The following is a 20,301-nucleotide window of genomic DNA, read 5'->3' on the forward strand; positions in this document are numbered from 1 at the left end:
GCTCTAGTCTCGAGCGCTGACCGGCGGCCCCTTGGGGCCGCGGACACGCGCGCGCCAGCGCGCCAATAAACACAGCGTCAAACCTGCCTGGGACTGCTTCTCACCCGATAGCGGCGGCCAGATGCGGCCAGGCTTCATGCAGGTCGGCCTCGAACTGCCCCCAGGTGTGTGACCCGGTCGGCCGGTGTACGTGCACGGCCGGAATCCCCAACTGTGCGAGCCGCCCGGCGAAAGCGGCCGTGCACGCTCCCGCGAGAGTTTCGATCGGTGGCATGGGCAAACCACGGTCGTGCGCGCCGGGCAAGCCCGTCGCGGCGGACAGGAAGATCGTCTTGCCCGCGAGCCGTCCGGCATTGGCGAACACATCGTGCTCCCGCCACCCCGGCCCACCGGGCAGCCCCCACATGTTTCCCGGATTCCCACCGCCACGCACCGCCTGCGCGCTGGCCATCGCGATTCCCAGCGGGTCCGAGGCCCAGGGGCAACCACTCAGCGCCGCCACCGCGGAAAACCGCGAGCCACTCTGAATAGCCAGGTCCAAGGCCGACGACGCACTCATCGAAACTCCGGCGATGGCATTGCGCCCATTCGTATCGAGCGCGCCGTCGATCACCCCGGGCAACTCCTGCGTCAGATAGGTCTCCCACCGCACCCGGCCGACGCCGGGGTCATCGGAAATCCAGTCGGTGTACAGCGTGAACGCGCCGCCGACCGGCATCACCACATTCACGAACTTGTCGGCGAAGAAATCGCGTACGTCGGTGTCCTCCCACCACGAGATCCCGTCCGCCCCGCCACCGGCCCCGGTGAGCAGATACAACGTGGGCGCCCCGGCCCCCGCCGCCTTGATCACGTTGTTCTGGATAACCCGCCCCATCGCGGGCGAGTACACATCGATCTGAGCGGACCTGCCACCCAGCGGCGCCTCCCCCGCCACATACGCCCCCGGATCGGCCGATGCCTTCGCACCTCCGAGAGCGGCAACAATCGCGCACACCACAGCAAGCCACGTTCTCGATGCAGTCACCCATCCGGTATACCCCGCGACCCGGTCTGTATATCCCGAAACACGCGACACATCATCCGTCGAGATCGGGCAGTGACCAGGCTCACCATCGGGTGCAAGATTGGGTCCGATACTCCTCGGACCTGCACCTTTCACCCTGTTTCGATCACTGGGCATCCGAAAAACCATGTGATTTGTGTCGGACCCGACCGGAATACTGACCTGCGCCCGATGAGTTGGACAGACGGAATCCGTCTTTTCTCGTGTGGTGCCGGGACGTCGTCGACTCGGCATCGGGCCACAGCTCACGCCCCGCCGTTCCCCCTGTTCCCCGGAGGTCACCCCGATGCCAGCCGATCTATCCATGCCGACGACGAAGGGCAAGACACCGACCGTCATCCGGGTGCTGGTGCTCGCGACCTTCGTCGTCATCCTCAACGAAACCATCATGATCAACGCGATCCCGCGGTTGATGAGCGACCTGCACGTCACTGAGGTCGCCGCGCAGTGGGTCTCCACCGCGTTCATGCTCACGATGGCCGCGATCATCCCCACCACCGGCTGGTTCCTGCAGCGGGTCACGACCCGGCAGGCCTATGCGGCCGCGATGGGCGTGTTCATCGTGGGCACCGTGATCTCGGCACTCGCGCCGACGTTCGCCGTGCTGCTGATCGGTCGCGTCATCCAGGCCGGTGGTACCGCGGTGATGATGCCGCTGCTGATGACCACCCTGATGACCGTCGTGGCGGAGCAGGACCGTGGCCGCGTGATGGGCAACGTCACCCTGGCCATCTCGGTAGCGCCCGCCATGGGCCCGGTCATCTCCGGGGTGATCCTGCAGATCGACATCCCCGGCATCGAATCGTGGCGATTGCTGTTCGTGGTGATGCTGCCGATCGCCGGTCTGGTCACCTGGCTGGGTCTGCGTCAGCTGGAGAACGTCGGCGAGCCGCAGCCGGGCACACTCGACCTGCCCAGCGTGGCACTGGCTGCCCTCGGCTTCGGTGGACTGGTGTTCGGACTGAGCAAGTTCCACGGTGACAGCTACGCCACCGCGGCACTGATCACCGCCGGTGGTGTCGCGCTGATCGCGGCGTTCGCGCTGCGTCAGCTCAGCCTGCAGCGCAAGGGCACCCCGCTGCTGGATCTGCGGGTCTTGCGGCATGGCACTTACACCAAGGCGCTGGTCCTGATGTCGATCGCGTTCCTGGCGATGATGGGCTCGATGATCCTGCTGCCGCTGTACCTGCAGAACCTGCGCGGGCTGAGCCCGCTGGAGACCGGCCTGCTGGTGATGCCGGGTGGTCTGGCGATGGGTCTGCTCGGCCCGACCGTCGGCAAGTTGTTCGACAAGTTCGGTGGGCGTGCCCTGGTGATCCCGGCCTCGATCGGCATCACCGCTTCGCTGGCCGGCTTCACCCAGATCTCGACGGACATGCCGTACTGGCAGCTGCTCGGCCTGCACATCCTGATGATGGTGTCGCTGGCCGCGGCGTTCACCCCGGTGTTCACCCTGGGTCTCGGCGCGCTGCCGATGAGCCTGTACTCGCACGGCAGCTCGATGCTGGGCACCATCCAGCAGGTGGCCGCCGCCTTCGGCACCGCCCTGGTGGTCACCGTCATGTCGGCCCGCAGCACCTCGCTCATCGACGCGGGCACCGCACCGGCCGAGGCAACCCTCGACGGCATGCGCCTGGCCTTCCTGATCTCGGCCCTGCTGGCCCTGGTCGTGATCGTGATGGCGGTCCTGCTGCCGAACCGCGCGGCAGCCGACCCGCACGCCGCGCCCGTGCAGGACGCCGCGGACGAGCCGGAGCTGGTCAAGAACTGACCACTGGCTCGAACGACGAACCCCCGGCCGCGTTCGCGACCGGGGGTTCGTCGTTTCAGGCTTCGTGGCTCAGTGCGTGGGCCTGCTGGTGGCCCGATGGTCTCGCCAGAGGCCGAGGTCGAAGTACAGCGTGGTCATCGAGTCCCACAGGGTCGACCACTGCTGCTTCGGACCTTTGCACACCCAGACGGCGGTCATGCGGTCGATACCGGGGATGCCCATCGGATCGTCGAGGTGCGCTACGCGCTCCACCTCGGTGAAACGGGCGCGCAGTTCGGGCTCGGCGGTGTCGAGTCCGAGGTAGATCACCGAGGTCGTCGAGTCCGGTGGCGGGCCGAAGAAGCCGAACCCTCGGCTCGGGCTGTAGGTGTCGGGCAGGTCGTATTGCCCGCCGAATTGCTCGACGGCGCCTGCCTGCCAATAACCCTGGGCGATCACGACCGCGTTCGCCTGCTCGTCGGGCGTCAACGTGTCATAACCGGCGTCGACACCGGAAACCATGGTCGACCAATTGGTGGTTCCCCAGAACGCCGAACGAATGCCGAGATCGATGGCGTTCTCGGCCTCAGTGCGCCAACTCGAAGGCAGCGGGGTGACCGTGATCGTCGCGATGAATGTCAGCGCCGAAAGTGCGACGATCGGAACCAACGCCAGATTCATCCACCGTTTCCGGTCGTACTGCCACAGGCCGACAGCGCCGAGCGCGAACATGGCGGGAAAGAAGCCCGTCGGATAATAAGGTCGGCCATGCGTGATGATGACGAACGTGGTCATGATCACCAACGCGACCGCGATGAAACGATATGGCCGCAACGATTCCTGCTTGAAAACAGCCCAGAATCCGATCGCGATCAGCAATGCGCCGAGGAAACCCGCCAAGCCGATCCATTGCGGGAGGAATCCCGGCGGACCGTAACCGGTGGCGTCCTGCTCCGCGCCGATGATCGGGCCCATGGCCAACTGCGGCCAGTTGTTCTGCGACTGCCAATAGAGAATCGGAATCGCTGACATCGCAAGGATGCCGGTCGCTACCCACAGTGCGCGACGACGCAGTATCTCCCGGGGACCACACAGGATGACGGCCACACCGAGGCACGCCCAGACGATGGGGATCATCCACTTCACCTGCATGTCAACGGCGGCAACGAGTCCCGCCACGACAAGGAGCCAGTCCTGCCGGGTACGCACCCACCGGATGAACAACCAGGTGATCACGGCCGTGAGGGTGGCATCGAAGGAGAAGGTACTCAGCACGACCTGGGTGGCCAGCAGGTAGGACGTTGCGTAGGTGCCCGCGGCGAGCAGCTGGACACGATGGCTGCCCCGGAGTTCGTAGGCGATCAGCGCCGACACCACGATCGCACCCACGCCCATCACGACCGCCGGGAACCGCAGTGCCGTCACCGATCCCGGTGCGAGCTGATCGGCGATCCACGAGAACAGCGGCACCACAACGCCCTGATCGGCGTAGGTGTAGTCGAGTCGTCGTCCGGCGGAAAGGAAATAGAGCTCGTCGCCGAAGAATTCGTAGCGACCCGCCGTCACCGTCAGCGCGATCGCGGCGATCGAAGCGATCAGCGCGACGCCACGAAAAGCGAACGACGGGTGAGTATTCGGTACTTCGTCGGGCTCGGTACGAGCCTCGATGACCGCTGTCATGAACTGCCTCTGATGCTTTCCAACAGACGCGTTCGACGCCCCCTCCCGTGGTGGCGTCACATCTGTTCGCTGGTGAAACGATTCCTCCCCGGCAGCGAACTTTGTGAGCGCGGGCGCTCGCGGTCCTGCGCGGATCATGTGCTTTACAGAAACGTTACTGCCATTCAGCAGGGTCCGCAAATGCGCCGACCTGCACAGTAAATGCCATTTTCGGTGTATCGGCTATTACCTGGACAGCGTTACCGATGTGACCGAGATTACGGCTTAGACCATGGGTGAATAAGTCAAACCCCGCTATGCGGCAAAATGAAGGTTTCACATTGCCATTCGGCACCGTTCACACAGACAGTCAAGCCCTGAATATCAGGGGCTTAGAAATGGAAAACCCTCTTACTCGCCGGTATTTATTCATCAATCGTTTCAGCCGTCGGCGGTGCACCACAGTAATTGGGGGCATGTAGTCGATCGTTATCGCGCCTAAGGTTCGTGCCGCACAGCTGTACGCGGAGAAGGGACGACGGATGTCGAAGTTGGTACGTGGTGTGGTGGTGGCGGCTACGGCCGTGGCGCTGGCGACCGGAGCGCCCTCAGCGGCCTTCGCCGCAGCGGGCGATTCAGGTTCGTCGACCGGTTCACTGGACAGCCGGTCCCTGACGTGTCAGATCAAGACACTGCTCGAGTACGGAACCCTGAGCGCGGGCGAGTCCGCGATGTGGAACATCCCGGAGTGCTCGCCGTTCTGGCAGGGATAACGGCACACACAAAGAAAGGGCCCGGTCGGTGACCGGGCCCTTCTTGTGTGGAGCTAAGGGGAATCGAACCCCTGACCTTCTCGATGCGAACGAGACGCGCTACCAACTGCGCTATAGCCCCGTGCGGCCCTGGTGAACCGCGCTGTGACACTGTATCAGGGGTTGCGCCCCGATACCGAATCGGTACTCTGACCTGCTGATTTGCGTGGTTGCACCAGTTACTCGCCGACGGCTTGACCGAGGTCTTCGACCCGGTTGCGGAGTGCGCGAGAAGTGGCCGGATCGAAGATTTCGAGGAACTCGAACCTCGGGTCCTCGTCGTCGGTGTCGAGCAGGGTGGAGCGGCGGCGCAGGGCGCGTGCGGTGTCGCGGTCCATGGTGCGACGGGTGTTGGCCGCTTCGGGAGTGGCTTCGGCGGCTTCCTGGCGCATGCCGCGGGTGAGGCGGGCCGCGCGCCTACGACGGATCTCCTCCTCCACGTGGACCTGCTTGCGCAGGTAGGCGAGGTAACCGGTGAGCACCGCGGCCGACAACCCGCACGCCCACCAGAACATCGAGTTGAGCAGCAGCCCGAACGCGGCGAACAGGATCATGCCCATGATCAGGCCCATGACCGCGCGCTGACGGAAGCTGTAGCGGGCGGCGCTGGCGATGGCGTCGGCCTCGGGGTCGTAGCCGCCGCGACCGCGACGCGACGGGGTGAAGTCGTCGTCATCGTCGAACTCGGCGTCGGGGGCAACGAGGTCGTCGAGCCGGGCCGGTGGCGCGGGTGGGATGCGCGCGGCGACGGGCGGCTCCTCATCGACTTCGACCGAGAGTGGTTCCGCCGCAGCGTCTTCTGTCTCTTCGTCATCGGGATCGGCTGTCGCGGTTGACACTCCGACGTCGTCGGTGTCCACCTCGGTTTCGGCTGCCTCGAGTTCGACTGTGGGGGTCAGCTTTTCGTCGTCATCTTCGGTGACGGGCTCTTCGGTCGTCATCCGATCCTCCGAATCAGTTCGGTGGGAGCGCTTGCGAAGCACACGGGGTCGGTAGTCGGGGTCACTCTCGTGACCGCCTGCCGCGCCGATGCGGATCCGTCGTTCGGCCCCGCCACGGTGCAGCACGCGTGTGGCGAGCGCGGCATCGGTGGTGCGGCGGATCCGGGGGTGCCGGTCCGCCAGGATCGGGAACAGGACGAAGACCCACAGCACCACCAGTCCGATCCACAGGATCGAATTCGGCATCGCGGTCATCACCTCCCGTCCCCACCAACGTGTTGTCCATCCGTGGACGCACCACTGACGTCCGTAGGTTAATTCGGGCAGACGCGTCCGTGTGGCAGGCGCGCCGTGCACACCTGCCACATGAGTAACAGAAATTTCACGGCTGCGCCGCCCGACCCTCCCTGACCAGGCGATCCACCACAGTGCCCATAACCTCTTCGACGGTCAGTCCGACCAGTAGGTGATCGCGCCACGCACCGTCGACATCGAGGTAGCGGCGCAGCATGCCCTCTTCCCGGAAGCCGACATTGCGCAGAACCGCCTGGCTGGCAAGGTTTTCCGGCCGTACCGTCGCCTCGACGCGATGCAGGCCGACCGGGCCGAAGCAGTGGTCGAGGCCGAGCGCGAGCGCGGCGGTCGCCACACCCTGGCCGCCGAGATCCTTGGCCACCCAGTAGCCGATCCAGCCCGACCGCAGCGCGCCGCGCACGATATTGCCGATGGTGAGCTGACCGCTGAACTGCCCGTCGACCTCGATGACCAGCGGGATCATCGCCCCGCGCCGGGCCTCGGCCTTCAGGCTCGTCCACAGCGACGGCCAGTTCGACGCGTGATTGCGCGCCTCCCAACTGCCGCGTCCGGTCGGTTCCCAGCGCTCGAGGTGGTCGCGGTCGCGCAGCCGGATCCGGCTCCACGCGGCGGCATCGCGAAAACGCACCGGCCGCAGGGTCACCGTGCCGCCCGCCACGCGCACCGGGCCGAGCCGAGCAGGCCATCCGGGATGCTGGCCGGCCCGGAATACGTTCATGGACTCCACTTGTCAGCCGCGCTGCGCCAGGAACGCGACCTGAACCTCGTCACCGGTGCGGAAATCGGTGTCGTCGGGCTCCACCACGATCAGGCTGTTCGCCTCGGCGAGGGTCACCAGCAGATGCGAGGAACCCGCGTTGCCGTTGCCGAGCGGCTGCACGAGATAGTCGCCCGTCGCCTCGTCGCGCAGCAGTTGCGCGCGCAGGAAACCTTTGCGGCCCGGCATCGAGGTGACGGGAGTGATGGTGCGGGCGCTGACAATTCGGCGCATCGGCTGACGACGGCCCAGCGCGATCCGGATGAGCGGACGCACCATCACCTCGAACACCACCAGCGCGCTCACCGGATTCGCCGGTAGCAGGAAGGTCGGCACCTCGTCGCGGCCGAGCCGACCGAAACCCTGCACCGACCCCGGATGCATCGCCACGCGGTCCACTTCCAGCTCGCCGAGCCCGTCGAGCGCCTCGCGCACCTGATCCGACGCCCAGCCGCCGACCGCGCCCGCGATCACCACGACCTCCGAGCGCACCAGCTGTCCTTCGACCACGTCACGCAGCCGGCGCGGATCGGCGCTGACGATGCCGACCCGGTTCACATCGGCGCCCGCGTCACGCGCGGCGGCCGCCAGGGCATAGGAGTTCACGTCGTAGACCTGGCCGGGACCGGGCGTGCGGTCGATGTCGATCAGCTCGCCACCGATGGAGATCACCGACAGGCGGGGACGCGGATGCACGAGCACCTTGTCCTGGCCGACCGCGGCGAGCAGGCCGACCTGGGCCGCGCCGATGATGGTGCCCGCCCGCACCGCCACGTCACCTGGCTGCACGTCGTCACCGATGCGGCGGACATAGTCGCCCGAGCGAACCGGCTCGAAAACCTTGATCCTGGCCCGCCCACCGTCGGTGAATTCCACCGGCAGCACCGCGTCGGCCAGGGTCGGCATCGGCGCGCCGGTATCGACCCGCACGGTCTGGCGCGGCTGCAATCGGATGGGCTGGCGCGAACCGGCCACCACCTCGCCGACCACCGGCAGGGTGAGGTCGATCAGCTCGCCCTCCTCATCGCGCACATCGGTGCCCGCGGCGGTGACGTCGACGCTGCGCACCGCGTACCCGTCGATGGCGGCCTGATCGAAGCCGGGCAGCGGCCGCTCGGTGACGACGTCCTCCGCGCACAGCAAACCCTGGGCTTCGGATATCGCCACCCGGACCGGCCGGGGTGCGACCGCAGCCGCGGTGACCTTGATCAGCTGATCCTCAACCGAGCGCATCGAGCTCCTGAATCTATGTCGGCGGTGAACCTAGCCGCGTTAGGCGACGGGCGCTTGTGGATCCCACTCCAGACTGAGCCGGAACTTCAGCCACTCGCGCAGTTGCGGGCCGTATTCCTCCCGCTCGAGGGCGAAATCCACGGCAGCTCGAAGATAACCGCCCGGGTTGCCCAAGTCGTGGCGCGACCCACGGTGGACCACCACGTGCACCGGATGCCCCTCGGCGATCAGCAGAGCGATGGCGTCGGTGAGCTGTAGTTCCCCGCCGGCGCCCGGCTCGATCCGGCGTAGTGCGTCGAAGATCACCCGGTCGAGCAGATAGCGACCGGCGGCGGCCAGGGTCGACGGCGCGTCGGCCAGGTCGGGCTTCTCGACCATGCCCTTGACGCGCAGCACGTCGGTCTCCGCGCCGCCGGCGCATTCCTCGACGTCGAAGACGCCGTAGGCACTGACCTGGGATTTCGGTACGTCGATGGCGCACAGCACGGAGCCGCCGCGCTCGCGGCGGACCCGGCTCATCGTCTCGAGCACGCCACAGGGCAGCACCAGATCGTCGGGCAGCAGGACGGCGATGGCCAGTTCGTCGTCGTCGAGAACGGATTCGGCCTGGGCGACGGCGTGGCCGAGGCCCAGTGGCTCCTCCTGCACGACCGAGGTCACATCGAGCAATGCCGGGGCCTTGCGAACCTTCTCCAGCAGCGCGAATTTCCCGCGCGCGGCCAGGGTGCTCTCCAGCACGAGATCCTCGACGAAGTGGGCGACCACGCCGTCCTTGCCGGGCGAGGTGACGATCACCAGCCGGTCGGCGCCGGATTCGGCGGCCTCGGCGGCGACCAGCTCGATACCGGGGGTGTCGACCACCGGCAGCAATTCCTTCGGCACCGTCTTGGTGGCAGGCAGAAACCGCGTCCCGAGTCCGGCCGCGGGTACCACCGCAGTGCGGAAACCGGAAGTCTTGTCTGTCATGCGCATACCCTATCCATTCAGTGCCGTCCGATCGCCTCCACGCGACGATCCGGCGTCGGCAAGAGCTTAGGCGCGTACCGCCGCCTTCATTCCGGCCGTGCGCAAAGGACATCGGATCGCTACGCGCCTGTGCAGACTATGGTGGTCGCTGTGGAGATGCCCGGTGAGCGCACCAAATATGCGTGGCGTGCCGAGATCCTGGCCACTCGCGCACAGGTGGACTCCGCCGAACACGCCGTTGACGCGGCCGCGCTCGCTGCCTCGGCAGCCCGCCTGGCCGGGGCCGATGACATTGTGTGCGCCTATGTCCCGGTCCGCGGCGAACCGGGCGATCTACGCATGCTCGACATGCTGCGCGCACGCGGCGCCACGGTGTTGCTGCCGGTGACCGGCGAGCCGGGTCCGCTGAGCTGGGCGCGCTACGAGGGCGCGGATTCACTGCGCAAGGCCCGCTACGGCCTGCTCGAACCGGCCACCGAGGCGCTGCCACCTGGGGTGGTGACCGAAGCCTCGACGATCCTGGTTCCGGCCCTCGCGGTGGATCGGCGCGGGGTACGGCTCGGGCGTGGTGCCGGGTACTACGACCGGACGCTCGGCGCGGCACGCGCCGACGTGCGCCTCATCGCCGTTGTACGGGACAATGAACTGGTCGACCTGCTTCCCGAGGAACCGCACGACCGGCGAATGGGTTGGGCGCTCACCCCAGGTGGCGGGCTGGAACAGCTGGGCCGCGACCTCGCCGTTTCGCCGGAATGAAACGGCGATTCGCGACGTTGGCAGTGTCGGCGGTAGAGTGCTAGATCGACGAGAGACTTGCGGAGGATCCTGTGCCAACTTATTCGTATGCGTGCACCCAGTGTGACAACCGCTTCGACATCGTTCAGTCCTTCTCCGACGACACGCTGACGGAATGCCCGCAGTGCTCCGGGAAGCTGCGCAAGCTGTTCAACTCGGTCGGCATCGTGTTCAAGGGCAGCGGTTTCTACCGCACCGACAGCCGTGGTGGCGCGTCCACCGCGAGCGAACCGGCTAAGACCTCGTCCGAGAGCGGCAGCACCAGCAGCAGCAACGGATCCAGCGGCAACGCAGATTCATCGTCGAGTGCGAGCACCAGCTCTGCTCCGGCCGCCGCCAGCTGACTTTTCGAAAGTTATCCACAGCCCCGCGGTTATCCACAGGCGGGGGTTTCGACGGCTTTTCCGCACTGCCACGGTTCTACGCTTTCGCTCATGACTCGCAGTCTCGCCGACCTGGGACGTGGCAGTTCCTGGCGTTTCGCCCTCGGTAATCGTCCGGCCTGGGCCGATGCGCTGCTGGCCCGGCGCATCGCCGCCGCGGTACTGGCCGTGGCCGCCGTCGTGTTGTTCGTGCGAGGTGATCCCGGCGGTGCCAGGGTCGCGGTGGTGGTCGCCGCCCACGATCTCGCGCCGGGCCGGCTGCTCACCGCCGACGACCTGCGCGTCGATCATCACGAATCCCGTTCGCTGCCAACAGGTTCCGTCAGTAGGACCGCTCCCCTGCTCGGCGCGACCTTGACCGGCGCCATGTATGCCGGGGAAACGTTCACCGATCTGCGGGTCGTCGGCCCACGGCTGGCCGCGGCCGCCGCGGGCAGTGCCGACGCGCGGATCGTGCCGATCCGGTTGGCCGATGCCGCGGTGGCCGATGTGTTGCGGGCGGGCGATCGGGTCGATGTCGTCGGTGTCGAGGATGCGGGCGCTCCCGGGGCGAGCAGGCCCGCGCGCACCTTGGCCACTGATGCGGCGGTTGTTCTCATCACCGCGACAGGCGATCGACGAGGGGCGGAACGGGTGGTCCTGGTCGCGCTGGATACCGAATACGCCACCGCTGTGGCCGGTGCGTCGCTGCGCACAGCACTGACTGTTGTCCTGCATTGACCTGGTTCATCGCACGCCCACGTCGAAGTTCGCGAGAAATTTGCCGAAACCCTGATTAGCATCAGTCAGGAACCAAGCACCACCGTTTCGCACATTCGATATGGAGCCCAGCGCCCCGGCCGGCTCCTGTACGAAGGAGGCATCGGCATGCTCAAAGGTTTCAGGGATTTCCTGCTCCGCGGCAACGTGGTCGATCTTGCGGTCGCCGTCGTCATCGGCACGGCGTTCGTCGCGATCGTCACCGCGTTCACCAGCGGGATCATCAATCCGCTGCTCGCGGTGTTCGGCGGATCGAACGAGATGGGGCTCGGCTTCCAGCTCATCGCGGATAAACCGGCCACCTTCATCGAGGTCGGGCCGATCATCACCGCGGCGATCAACTTCCTGCTGGTAGCGGCGATCCTCTACTTCATCCTGGTCATCCCCGCGACCAGGATGAAGAAGCGATTCTCCAACGCCGACGAAAGCCTCACCGAAAACGAACTGCTCATTCAGATTCGCGACCTGCTGGCCGAGCAGCGCGGCCGCTCGGACGGAAAGCACAGCTCGATGTCCCAACCGCAGCCGGACGCCGACGGCGAACGGACATACTGAATCGGCTTCCGTGACACAGAGATCGGGCCCGCTCCCTCGAGTAGGCCCCGATCTTGTTGTCCGACAGTCTTATTCGGTCAGCCGAGGCTGAAGGGTGCGCCCCAGAGGGTCACCCAGCTGATGACATTGTCGGTTTCCACCTCGACGCTCACGAAGGAACGAGCCTGGGCGTAGCCGCCGCAGCCGGACAGGCCGATGGTCTCGTCAGCCCAGGTCACCGAACCCGACCCGCCTTTGAACGCGTTGCGGGTCTTGTGGGTTTCATTGCCGAAGTCGTCCGCCATTTCGAGGTCGAGAACGTGGAAGGACTTCGACTGGCCGGGGCCGAGCGAGAGTTCGCCTCCGGTCGAGACGCTACCTTCGGGATCGTCCCAGTATTGACCGTCGGGCCAGTCCTGGGATCCCTCGGCACCGCCGGTCGCACCGCCGCCGCCGATATTCACCTGGCAGCCAACGGTGTAGCCCGGAAAGATCTTGCCGCCACCGTCACCGGATACCGTCACCTGCGCGCTTCCGGAAACCCAGGCATTGCGGTGCGCGGGAGTAGATCCCAGCGACGGATTGATATTGGCGGATTCACCGACGAGACTGATGTCGACGACGGTGCCGTCGGACAGCGTCTTGGTGATATGACCACCCGGCAGCGGAACAAAGGTGTCGGCGTTTGCCGCGCCGGTGGAGAGCAAGCCCAACGCAACGGTCGCCACGGCCGTGAAACCTGCCGCGCGCGCGATGCTCTTACGATTGATCATCACAGTTGCCCTCTCGAGGGTGAATTCGTGTGAACGAGCGAAAGTTTCGGTTCTTCTCGCGCGATCAGCCGATGCTGAACGGCTGCCCGTACAGGGTGGTCTTGGAGTAGTGGTCACCGATGATCTCGACCACCGAGTACGAACGCGCCTGGGCGTAGCCCGCGCAGCCCTGGATCTGGATCTCGGCATCCTGGTATTCGACCGAGTAGACACCCGGCTTCAGAATGTCCTTGGCGTCGATCTGTACGAACGCGACCTGGCCGGGACCGAGATTCAGACCGACCGATCCACCGGCGCTGAGACCACCGGTCGACACGCCACCGGACAGCCCGGCGCTGACCGCTTCGTCACCGATGCTGACCTGGCAGCCGACGATGTAGCCGTGGTTCAGCTGCGACGCGCCGTGCGTCGAAGAATTGTTGGAGCCGGGACGGTTCAAAGGTCCGTTGTAGGGCCCGACCTCGCCCTCCGGCGTGACCTGCACATCGGCACGGGCATGGCCCGACACCCAGACGACGCGACCAGCGCCGTTGGCGGCCAGCGACGGGGAGACGATGGCATGCTCGCCGTGCCGGCTCAAAGTAACGCCGGGGCCCAGCTTCTCGCCGTCCGGCAACGGCACGAAGGTGTCCGCGTTGGCAGCACCGGCCGACAACAGGCCGATCGTCACGGCCACTGCGGCGCCTGCGCTCCATGCGGCGCGGCGCCCGCGGTTGGTGCGGTTCTCGCTCATTCTTCCCCTCGAGGTGTACGCAAATCCGACCTCGACCATCGAGGTCGATATCTGTGTTGCGCCCGGACCCAGCTGGGGTGTGTCACAAGGGACAAGCACCGCTGGCAACAGGACAGATGCGCCCTGCCGGGAGGTGGATCGAGAAGCTGGTCGTCACCTGATCGGCGCGACTCTCAGCCGATCGGCGAACGAAAACGCAAGATGAGTTCGACTGCCGGGGCAGTCGATTCGGGTTCAACATAATGAGACGGACTCGCATTGTCCAGTGCTACGACGTTGAACGCACAACAAAACGGGCCGGTCGCAGTAGCGACCGGCCCGTTTCGAGTTCGGGATGCGAACAGATCAGCCGAGGCTGAACGGAGCGCCCCACAGCGTCACCCAGGAGATGACGTTGTCGGTCTCGACCTCGACGGAGACGAAGGCACGCGCCTGCGCGTAGCCGGCGCAGCCGCTCAGGCCGATGGTGGTGTCGGACCAGGTCACCGAACCGGAGCCGTTCTTGAACTTGTTGTTCTTGCTGTGCGATTCGTTGCCGAAGTCGTCGGCAACCTCGCGGTCGAGGATGTAGAACGAGGACGACTGGCCGGGGCCGAGCGACAGCTCGCCGCCGGTGTTCACGCCGGCATCGACGTTGCCTTCCCAGTCGCTGCCCACATCGCCGCCACCGGAGACGCCGCCGCCCGAGATGTTGACCTGGCAACCCACGGTGTAGCCCGGGTAGATCTTGCCGGAGCCGCCGTCGGAGACGGTGACCTGAGCGCTACCCGAGACCCACGCGTTGCGGTGGACCGGAGTGGAGCCCATCGACGGGCTGATGTTGGCGGATTCGCCGACCAGGGAGATGTCGACGACGGTGCCGTCGGACAGCACCTTGGTGATGTGTCCACCCGGCAGGGGAACGAAGGTATCGGCATTGGCCGCGCCCGTGGAGAACAGGCCGACGGCCACGGTGGCCGCAGCGCTGACGCCCGCCACCTTCGCCATGAACTTACGGTTGATCATAGGATTTGTCCCTCGAGGATTGAGTTCGCCGCAGCGAGAAGAAGATTCGTGCCAGATCGAAAGACGTCAGCCGATGCTGAACGGCATGCCGTACAGGGTGGTCTTCGAGTAGTTGTCGCCGATGACCTCGACGACGGTGTACGCCCGGGCCTGCGCGTAGCCGGCGCAGCCCTGGATCTCGATTTCCGCGTCCTGGTAGTCGATCGCGTACGTACCGGCCTTCAGGATGTCCTTCGAGCTGATCTGCACGAACTTCACTTCACCGGGGCCGAGGTTGACGCCGATGGAGCCGCCCGCGGTCACGCCGCCGGTGCTGATTCCGCCGGAGACACCAGCGCCGATGGCGTCATCGGCGATGCTCACCTGGCAACCGACGATGTAGCCGGTGTTCAGCTGGGAGGTCCCGTGCGTTGACGAGTTGTTGGAGCCGGGACGGCCGGTCGGGCCGTTCCAGGGGCCGACCTCGCCCTCGGGGGTCTCGTTGACCTCGGCGATCGCGGTGCCCGAGACCCAGACGACGCGTCCCGCGCCGTTGGCGGCCATCGACGGCGAGATCAGCGCGGACTCGTGGGTGCGGGTGATGGTCACGCCAGCAGGGCTGACCTTCTGGCCGTCCGGCAACGGCACGAAGGTATCGGCATTGGCGGCACCGGTCGACAGCAGGCCCAAGGCCACGGCGGCCGCGGCAGCGCCGACGCCCGCGGCACGGACGCCACGGCGCACACCGGTGGTGCGGTTCTCGCTCATACTTCCCCTCATCAGGTGTCTAACAGCCGACTTCGACTTTCGAAGCCGGACAAATGGACCTCACAGGGCCCAGATCAGTGTGTCGCCCCTTTGTTGCCGTTGCGTAACTAACTGTTATTTCGACGATACGGCCGGGGCCGGTGTAGCGAACCCGAGCCAGGGCTCCACCGGGTGGTTCAACGCACAGAGGTGGGGTACTGCGGGGACCGATAGTTGGTGGCTCAATGGCGAACATTAAACGCCGTTCTACTGATTCGGCAACGAAAGAGTTCGTAAATTTCACTGTGAAGCACGGCACACATTCGTACATCGCCACATGCTTTGACGTGCATTGATGTAGTTGCGAAGGCCCCTGTCATGAGGTCTTGACAGAACTGGTCCACAGGTAACGATCTGGGTCATCGAACGACAAAAGACCACGCTTTCGCGTGGTCTCGAGTATTTGTCCGCCGTTCGCGCATGCGCCGAAAACGGCTTTTAGAAGGCCGCCTATTACGTAGCGGCTACGTAGATAACGGGACGATCACCCGTGGTGCGGCGGAACCTGGGACCGTAACCATTCGTCGGTGCCGGAGCCGCTGGATCGGTCACCGCGCTCGTCACCGGTGGTCTCCGGCAGCACATCGCCGAAGATCCTCGCCAGCCGCGCCGCCTCGGCCGCCTTGCGCCGGAGCTCCTCCGCGGACGTAGGTTCCCGGCCCCGATCATCGGGGCCGGGAACCGCATCGTGGGGCTCGGATGTCATTCGTCCAGACCGGACAGTTCGCCGATCACCTTGCTGGCCAGCGGCCCGAGGGTGGCCATGCCGTCGCGGATCGACGCGCGGGTACCGGGCAGGTTCACCACCAGGGTGCTGCCGGAGATGCCCGCGACGCCGCGCGACAAACCGGCATCGAGCGAGCCGGCCACCCGGCCCGACGCGCGCAGCGCCTCGGTGATGCCGGGCAGTTCACGGTCGAGCACCTGTGTGGTGGCCTCGGGGGTGATATCGCGCGGCGACATGCCGGTGCCGCCGACCGAGATCACCAGGTCGACACCGCCGATCACCGCGGTATTGAGGGCGTTGCGGATCTCGACCTCCTCGGCCTGCACCGTCACCGAGGCGTCGACGAGGAACCCCGCCTCGTTGAGCAGTTCGGTAACCAGCGGGCCGAACGAATCCACGCCGCCATGAGCCGTCCGATCGTCGACGACAACAACCAGTGCGCGCCCTGCCACGGGAGCATCGATGTCCATGGTCATCACCGTAGCGCCTACGCACGACAGGTTCGCGTTCGAACGCATCATCGGCCGCCTTCCGCCGCCGCCGCGGTGAGCGTGACCTCGACGGTCTTGGCATTGCCGCCCTGTTCGTCGGTGTAAGTCACCTTCACCTTGTCTCCTGGCTGGTGTGAGCGGACGGCGGCGATCAGCGCGTCGCCCGAGTCGATGGGACGGTCGCCGAGGCGGGTGATGACGGCGCCCGCGGGGATGCCCGCCTCGGCGGCGGGGCCGTCGGGAGTGGCCTCGAGTACGCGCGCGGCGGTGTCGCGCGCGAGCAGTTTGATGCCGATCTGGGCATAGGTGGCGTGGCCGGTCTTGATCAGTTCGTCGGCGACCCGGCGCGCCTGATCCACCGGGATCGCGAAGCCGAGGCCGATCGAACCGCTCTGGGTGCCGCCTGCCGCCTCGCCGCCGAGGCTGGCGATGGCGGTGTTGATGCCGATCAGCTTGCCCTGCACATCGACCAGCGCGCCGCCGGAGTTGCCCGGGTTGATCGCCGCGTCGGTCTGGATCGCGTCGATCACCGGGTTCACCTGGCTCGGTGTGCCCTCGCCGCTGGTCGAGACCGGGCGATTGAGGGCGGAGACGATGCCGGTGGTGACCGTGCCTGCCAGGCCGAGGGGTGAACCGATCGCGATCACGGGCTGGCCGACCGCCAGCCCATCGGAGGTGCCCAGTTCGATCGGCGTGAGCCCGGTCTTGCCGCTGACCTTGATAACGGCCAGGTCGGAGACCGGATCCGCGCCGATCATCGTGGCGGGCGCGGTGCTGCCATCGTTGAACACCACTTCCATCGTCGCCGAGGCGCCCGCGCCCGAGGCGACGTGATTATTGGTGAGGATCAGCCCGTCCGTGGACAGCACCACTCCGGAGCCCTCACCGGAAGCCCGGTTCCCCGCGACCTTGATCATCACCACACTGGGCAATACCCGCTGCGCCACCGCCTGAGTGGACCCGGTCGGCGCGTTGGCGACATTGTTCACCGCGGGCTTGGGAGCCTCGAGCGCATTGGTCACCGGCGCGGAATCCGAATCGGTGGCCAGCACTCCGACAACGCCACCGACACCACCGCTGACCAGTGCTAATACCGTCGCACCGGCGATCAGGCCGAGCCGCAACGGCTTTCGCTGCGGCGTCGGCGCCGGGCCGAATGCCTGCGGCGCGACGCCGTGCGTCGCCGGACCATCTTGCGGGTGCTGACCACCGAACGACGTCGGGCCCCCGAAAGGCCCAGGACCACCGAAGGGAGCTTGGTCGCCCTGGTGCCCGCCGAACGGCATCTGGCCGCCGAAGGGTGCGGGGCCGCCGAAGTGGTCAGCAGGGTGCTGCTGGGGATCGTCGGTCATGGTGTCTGTCTCCTCACGCTTGCAGACCAGCTTCCTGACGGCTACTGAGAGGCGCCTGAGATCGGACTATCAGTTCGCCGAGACTCCGGCGATCACTCGGCCGCTGACTCGTCGAGAACGGTCGGCGCCTCCCCCGGCAACACGATGCGCACCAGCGCGCCGCCCCGATCGGAGGTGTCCACCGCGATGGTGCCGCCGTGTTTGGTCACCACCTGCTTGACGATGGCCAGCCCGAGCCCGGAACCGGGCATCGAACGCGAGGCGGTCGTGCGGTAGAAACGTTCGAAGACCAGTTCGCGTTCGCCGGTGGGGATACCGGGGCCCGCGTCGCCGACGGACAGTTCGAGCAATCCCGGGCCGCCAGGGCGCATGGTGATCCGCACGACCGCGTCGGGCGGACTCCACTTGGCCGCGTTGTCGAGGACGTTGAGGACGGCCCGTTCCAGGCCCGCCTCGTGCCCGTAGACGAACCACGGCGCCAGATCGGCAACGAAGGTGATCCCCACCCGCCTGCGCCGCGCACGCTCGAGCGCGCGCTCGGCCACCTCGCCGAGATCCACCCGCTCGTAGACGGTCTCGGGGGCGTCCTCACGGGCCAGATCGACCAGGTCACCGACCAGCGTCGACAGCTCGCCGATCTGGGCCACCACATCGGCGCGCAATTCGGCCATGTCCTCGTCCGGCAGCCGGGGCGCGCCCGGCCTGCCCGAGGCGATGAGCAGCTCCATATTGGTGCGCAGCGAGGTGAGCGGGGTCCGCAGCTCGTGGCCCGCGTCGGCGACGAGCCTGCGCTGGCGGTCGCGTGATTCGGTCAGCGCCCGCAGCATCGTGTTGAAACTCTCGGTGAGCCTGGCCAATTCGTCATCACCGGTCACCGGGATCGGCGTCAGATCGTCGGTGCGAGCGACGCGCTCGGTCGCCGCGGTGAGTCTCGCGATCGGGCGCAGACCGGTGCGGCCCACCGCGGTCCCGGCCGCCGCGGCGAGCACGACACCGCACGCGCCAACCACGAACAGCAGCCACGCCAGCTGATCGAGCACCTCGCGGGTGCGGTAGAGCTTCTGCGAGATGATCAGCGTCGCACCGCTGTTCGTGCGCGCGGCGAGCACCCGCTGGTCGCCGACGGTGCGCAACGAGGAGTTGATCTTGCCGTCGGCCACCGCGAGCTCCTGGGCACCGACCGGCGGAAGCGTCTGCTGGGGCGGCATGTACGGCTTGTGACCGGCATAGATCAGCGCGACGCCGACATCGTTGGAGAACAGCCCGGCCAGCACGATCGACTGGAAGCCCGCGGTCTCGAAATTGTTGTTGATCATGGTCGCCGCGCGGGCCTCGAGCTGGCCGTCGACATCGGCGTACAGCGCGCGCGCCACCATCGCGTAGGCCGCGATCGAGGTCACCGCGACCGCGATCAACACCACCGACGCCGCCAGCAACGTCACCCGCCAGCGCAGCGACACCGAGCGGGTGAGCGGGGTCGGCGGACGCATCTCGCTCGCGTCGAGCGGCCTGCCGAGCACGGCGACCGCGGGTTCCTTGTGTGCCATGCCGCCCGCCTACGGAGGGGTCTCGCGCAGCACGTACCCGACGCCACGCACGGTATGGATCAGTCGCTCCTCGCCGTCGGCCTCGGTCTTGCGGCGCAAATAGCCGATATAGACCTCGAGCGCGTTGCCGGAGGTCGGAAAGTCGTAGCCCCAGACCTCTTCGAGGATTCGGCCGCGGGTGAGCACGCGGCGCGGATTGGCCATCAACATCTCGAGCAACGAGAACTCGGTGCGCGTCAGACTGATCGCGCGCATCCCGCGGGAAACCTCGCGCGTGACCGGATCCAGCGACAAGTCAGCGAACACCATCGCTTCCGACGCTTCACCAGGATCGGGCGTTCGCCGGCGCAGCAACGCCCGTAAACGCGCCAGCAATTCCTCCAACGCGAAAGGTTTCGGCAAATAATCGTCGGCACCCGCGTCGAGCCCGGCCACGCGTTCGGACACCGAATCGCGTGCGGTCAAAACGAGAATCGGCAGATCGTCACCGGTACTGCGCAGCCTTCGGCACACTTCGAGGCCGTCGAGGCGCGGCATCATGACGTCGAGAACCAGGGCATCGGGCCTGGCCGCGGTCACTTTTTCCAGTGCGTCCAGACCGTCGACAGCCAGGTCGACGGTGTAGCCGTTGAAGCTCAGTGACCGGCGCAGTGATTCCCGCACCGCGCGATCGTCGTCGACTACCAGAATGCGCATGTGGTGTAGTTTGCCGTGACCGACTGAGAACGTACTGAGAGGACTCGGCGCGCCGAACGTCGTGTTCTCGATGACGTGCGTTGTAGGTCTTGACAAACCAGAACGAATCGTCGTTGTGTCAGCGCATATTCGGCGAATTACAGACCGCGTGGCCCGGATTGCCGATGCCCACTCGGCACGGTATCTTTCCTGCGGTAAAAGAAGACCTCCAGTTGGTTCTG

The 20,301-nt window shown here is 66.4% G+C and carries 21 protein-coding genes and 1 tRNA gene; 6 read left to right on the forward strand and 16 right to left on the reverse strand.

Going from position 1 to position 20,301, the window contains the following annotated elements; all coding sequences use genetic code 11:
- Positions 1-100: 100 nt before the first annotated feature.
- Complete coding sequence (locus tag ACFXKN_RS12655; RefSeq protein ID WP_378940788.1) at positions 101-1,027, reverse strand: alpha/beta hydrolase; 927 nt, start codon at positions 1,025-1,027, stop codon at positions 101-103.
- Between the two features lie 325 nt (positions 1,028-1,352).
- Here ACFXKN_RS12655 and ACFXKN_RS12660 point away from each other — a divergent pair, with 325 nt between their 5' ends.
- A complete protein-coding gene (locus tag ACFXKN_RS12660; RefSeq protein ID WP_378940789.1) occupies positions 1,353-2,837 on the forward strand; it encodes an MDR family MFS transporter in 1,485 nt (494 codons plus the stop codon).
- A gap of 69 nt (positions 2,838-2,906) precedes the next feature.
- On the opposite strand, the gene ACFXKN_RS12665 is transcribed toward ACFXKN_RS12660, so the two are convergent.
- Positions 2,907-4,496, reverse strand: coding sequence for an ArnT family glycosyltransferase (locus ACFXKN_RS12665; RefSeq protein WP_378940791.1), 1,590 nt, complete (start codon positions 4,494-4,496; stop codon positions 2,907-2,909).
- 521 nt (positions 4,497-5,017) lie between these two features.
- On the opposite strand from ACFXKN_RS12665, the gene ACFXKN_RS12670 reads away from it, so the two are divergent.
- Entirely contained in the window at positions 5,018-5,248 is a 231-nt protein-coding gene (locus ACFXKN_RS12670) for a hypothetical protein (protein ID WP_378940793.1), read from the forward strand.
- Between the two features lie 48 nt (positions 5,249-5,296).
- On the opposite strand, the gene ACFXKN_RS12675 is transcribed toward ACFXKN_RS12670, so the two are convergent.
- The 5 genes from ACFXKN_RS12675 to ACFXKN_RS12695 all read right to left on the reverse strand — a co-directional run bounded on the left by ACFXKN_RS12675 (position 5,297) and on the right by ACFXKN_RS12695 (position 9,499).
- Positions 5,297-5,369 (reverse strand) — tRNA-Ala (locus ACFXKN_RS12675).
- A gap of 97 nt (positions 5,370-5,466) precedes the next feature.
- Positions 5,467-6,474: a gephyrin-like molybdotransferase receptor GlpR gene (glpR, locus tag ACFXKN_RS12680; protein WP_378940795.1), complete on the reverse strand. Its 1,008-nt coding sequence runs from the start codon at positions 6,472-6,474 to the stop codon at positions 5,467-5,469.
- A 136-nt stretch (positions 6,475-6,610) separates the two neighbouring features.
- Positions 6,611-7,261, reverse strand: coding sequence for a GNAT family N-acetyltransferase (locus ACFXKN_RS12685; RefSeq protein WP_378940797.1), 651 nt, complete (start codon positions 7,259-7,261; stop codon positions 6,611-6,613).
- Between the two features lie 12 nt (positions 7,262-7,273).
- The gene (gene glp / locus ACFXKN_RS12690; RefSeq protein ID WP_378940798.1) at positions 7,274-8,533 is read right to left on the reverse strand and encodes a gephyrin-like molybdotransferase Glp; all 1,260 of its coding nucleotides are present in this window, start codon (positions 8,531-8,533) and stop codon (positions 7,274-7,276) included.
- A 39-nt stretch (positions 8,534-8,572) separates the two neighbouring features.
- A complete protein-coding gene (locus ACFXKN_RS12695; protein WP_378940800.1) occupies positions 8,573-9,499 on the reverse strand; it encodes a UTP--glucose-1-phosphate uridylyltransferase in 927 nt (308 codons plus the stop codon).
- 156 nt (positions 9,500-9,655) lie between these two features.
- Here ACFXKN_RS12695 and ACFXKN_RS12700 point away from each other — a divergent pair, with 156 nt between their 5' ends.
- From ACFXKN_RS12700 to mscL, 4 genes are all read left to right on the forward strand, one after another.
- Positions 9,656-10,255, forward strand: coding sequence for a 5-formyltetrahydrofolate cyclo-ligase (locus ACFXKN_RS12700; protein ID WP_378943091.1), 600 nt, complete (start codon positions 9,656-9,658; stop codon positions 10,253-10,255).
- Between the two features lie 71 nt (positions 10,256-10,326).
- Entirely contained in the window at positions 10,327-10,638 is a 312-nt protein-coding gene (locus tag ACFXKN_RS12705) for an FmdB family zinc ribbon protein (RefSeq protein ID WP_378940802.1), read from the forward strand.
- A gap of 90 nt (positions 10,639-10,728) precedes the next feature.
- Positions 10,729-11,397, forward strand: coding sequence for an SAF domain-containing protein (locus ACFXKN_RS12710; protein WP_378940804.1), 669 nt, complete (start codon positions 10,729-10,731; stop codon positions 11,395-11,397).
- 147 nt (positions 11,398-11,544) lie between these two features.
- On the forward strand, positions 11,545-11,991 hold the full coding sequence (gene mscL / locus ACFXKN_RS12715) for a large conductance mechanosensitive channel protein MscL (protein WP_378940806.1): 447 nt from the start codon (positions 11,545-11,547) through the stop codon (positions 11,989-11,991).
- 77 nt (positions 11,992-12,068) lie between these two features.
- Here mscL and ACFXKN_RS12720 read toward each other — a convergent pair whose 3' ends face one another.
- The 9 genes from ACFXKN_RS12720 to ACFXKN_RS12760 all read right to left on the reverse strand — a co-directional run bounded on the left by ACFXKN_RS12720 (position 12,069) and on the right by ACFXKN_RS12760 (position 20,080).
- On the reverse strand, positions 12,069-12,743 hold the full coding sequence (locus ACFXKN_RS12720; protein WP_378940808.1) for an MspA family porin: 675 nt from the start codon (positions 12,741-12,743) through the stop codon (positions 12,069-12,071).
- A gap of 64 nt (positions 12,744-12,807) precedes the next feature.
- Entirely contained in the window at positions 12,808-13,476 is a 669-nt protein-coding gene (locus tag ACFXKN_RS12725; protein WP_378940809.1) for an MspA family porin, read from the reverse strand.
- A 345-nt stretch (positions 13,477-13,821) separates the two neighbouring features.
- Complete coding sequence (locus ACFXKN_RS12730; RefSeq protein WP_378940811.1) at positions 13,822-14,481, reverse strand: MspA family porin; 660 nt, start codon at positions 14,479-14,481, stop codon at positions 13,822-13,824.
- 66 nt (positions 14,482-14,547) lie between these two features.
- The gene (locus tag ACFXKN_RS12735) at positions 14,548-15,228 is read right to left on the reverse strand and encodes an MspA family porin (RefSeq protein WP_378940812.1); all 681 of its coding nucleotides are present in this window, start codon (positions 15,226-15,228) and stop codon (positions 14,548-14,550) included.
- 523 nt (positions 15,229-15,751) lie between these two features.
- On the reverse strand, positions 15,752-15,973 hold the full coding sequence (locus tag ACFXKN_RS12740) for a hypothetical protein (RefSeq protein ID WP_378940814.1): 222 nt from the start codon (positions 15,971-15,973) through the stop codon (positions 15,752-15,754).
- On the reverse strand, positions 15,970-16,512 hold the full coding sequence (locus ACFXKN_RS12745; RefSeq protein ID WP_378913396.1) for a molybdenum cofactor biosynthesis protein B: 543 nt from the start codon (positions 16,510-16,512) through the stop codon (positions 15,970-15,972). Before ACFXKN_RS12745 ends, ACFXKN_RS12740 begins: the two co-directional genes overlap by 4 nt.
- Positions 16,512-17,837, reverse strand: coding sequence for a S1C family serine protease (locus tag ACFXKN_RS12750; RefSeq protein ID WP_378940816.1), 1,326 nt, complete (start codon positions 17,835-17,837; stop codon positions 16,512-16,514). Before ACFXKN_RS12750 ends, ACFXKN_RS12745 begins: the two co-directional genes overlap by 1 nt.
- 92 nt (positions 17,838-17,929) lie before the next feature.
- Entirely contained in the window at positions 17,930-19,384 is a 1,455-nt protein-coding gene (locus ACFXKN_RS12755; RefSeq protein WP_378940818.1) for an ATP-binding protein, read from the reverse strand.
- A 9-nt stretch (positions 19,385-19,393) separates the two neighbouring features.
- Complete coding sequence (locus ACFXKN_RS12760; RefSeq protein WP_378940820.1) at positions 19,394-20,080, reverse strand: response regulator transcription factor; 687 nt, start codon at positions 20,078-20,080, stop codon at positions 19,394-19,396.
- Positions 20,081-20,301: the final 221 nt, after the last annotated feature.

Source organism: Nocardia sp. NPDC059195, from assembly GCF_042754695.1.
GTDB lineage: Bacteria > Actinomycetota > Actinomycetes > Mycobacteriales > Mycobacteriaceae > Nocardia.

What these genes read in the sequence shown, in the direction of transcription:
- mscL (WP_378940806.1), top strand. Translation starts at nt 11,545, where the DNA reads ATGCTCAAAGGTTTCAGGGATTTCCTGCTCCGCGGCAACGTGGTCGAT.
- ACFXKN_RS12740 (WP_378940814.1), bottom strand. Translation starts at nt 15,973, where the DNA reads ATGACATCCGAGCCCCACGATGCGGTTCCCGGCCCCGATGATCGGGGC.
- ACFXKN_RS12685 (WP_378940797.1), bottom strand. Translation starts at nt 7,261, where the DNA reads ATGAACGTATTCCGGGCCGGCCAGCATCCCGGATGGCCTGCTCGGCTC.
- ACFXKN_RS12750 (WP_378940816.1), bottom strand. Translation starts at nt 17,837, where the DNA reads ATGACCGACGATCCCCAGCAGCACCCTGCTGACCACTTCGGCGGCCCC.
- ACFXKN_RS12660 (WP_378940789.1), top strand. Translation starts at nt 1,353, where the DNA reads ATGCCAGCCGATCTATCCATGCCGACGACGAAGGGCAAGACACCGACC.
- ACFXKN_RS12755 (WP_378940818.1), bottom strand. Translation starts at nt 19,384, where the DNA reads ATGGCACACAAGGAACCCGCGGTCGCCGTGCTCGGCAGGCCGCTCGAC.
- ACFXKN_RS12735 (WP_378940812.1), bottom strand. Translation starts at nt 15,228, where the DNA reads ATGAGCGAGAACCGCACCACCGGTGTGCGCCGTGGCGTCCGTGCCGCG.
- ACFXKN_RS12670 (WP_378940793.1), top strand. Translation starts at nt 5,018, where the DNA reads ATGTCGAAGTTGGTACGTGGTGTGGTGGTGGCGGCTACGGCCGTGGCG.
- ACFXKN_RS12665 (WP_378940791.1), bottom strand. Translation starts at nt 4,496, where the DNA reads ATGACAGCGGTCATCGAGGCTCGTACCGAGCCCGACGAAGTACCGAAT.
- ACFXKN_RS12710 (WP_378940804.1), top strand. Translation starts at nt 10,729, where the DNA reads ATGACTCGCAGTCTCGCCGACCTGGGACGTGGCAGTTCCTGGCGTTTC.
- ACFXKN_RS12730 (WP_378940811.1), bottom strand. Translation starts at nt 14,481, where the DNA reads ATGATCAACCGTAAGTTCATGGCGAAGGTGGCGGGCGTCAGCGCTGCG.
- glp (WP_378940798.1), bottom strand. Translation starts at nt 8,533, where the DNA reads ATGCGCTCGGTTGAGGATCAGCTGATCAAGGTCACCGCGGCTGCGGTC.
- ACFXKN_RS12745 (WP_378913396.1), bottom strand. Translation starts at nt 16,512, where the DNA reads ATGCGTTCGAACGCGAACCTGTCGTGCGTAGGCGCTACGGTGATGACC.
- ACFXKN_RS12725 (WP_378940809.1), bottom strand. Translation starts at nt 13,476, where the DNA reads ATGAGCGAGAACCGCACCAACCGCGGGCGCCGCGCCGCATGGAGCGCA.
- ACFXKN_RS12720 (WP_378940808.1), bottom strand. Translation starts at nt 12,743, where the DNA reads ATGATCAATCGTAAGAGCATCGCGCGCGCGGCAGGTTTCACGGCCGTG.
- ACFXKN_RS12760 (WP_378940820.1), bottom strand. Translation starts at nt 20,080, where the DNA reads ATGCGCATTCTGGTAGTCGACGACGATCGCGCGGTGCGGGAATCACTG.
- ACFXKN_RS12695 (WP_378940800.1), bottom strand. Translation starts at nt 9,499, where the DNA reads ATGACAGACAAGACTTCCGGTTTCCGCACTGCGGTGGTACCCGCGGCC.
- ACFXKN_RS12700 (WP_378943091.1), top strand. Translation starts at nt 9,656, where the DNA reads ATGCCCGGTGAGCGCACCAAATATGCGTGGCGTGCCGAGATCCTGGCC.
- glpR (WP_378940795.1), bottom strand. Translation starts at nt 6,474, where the DNA reads ATGCCGAATTCGATCCTGTGGATCGGACTGGTGGTGCTGTGGGTCTTC.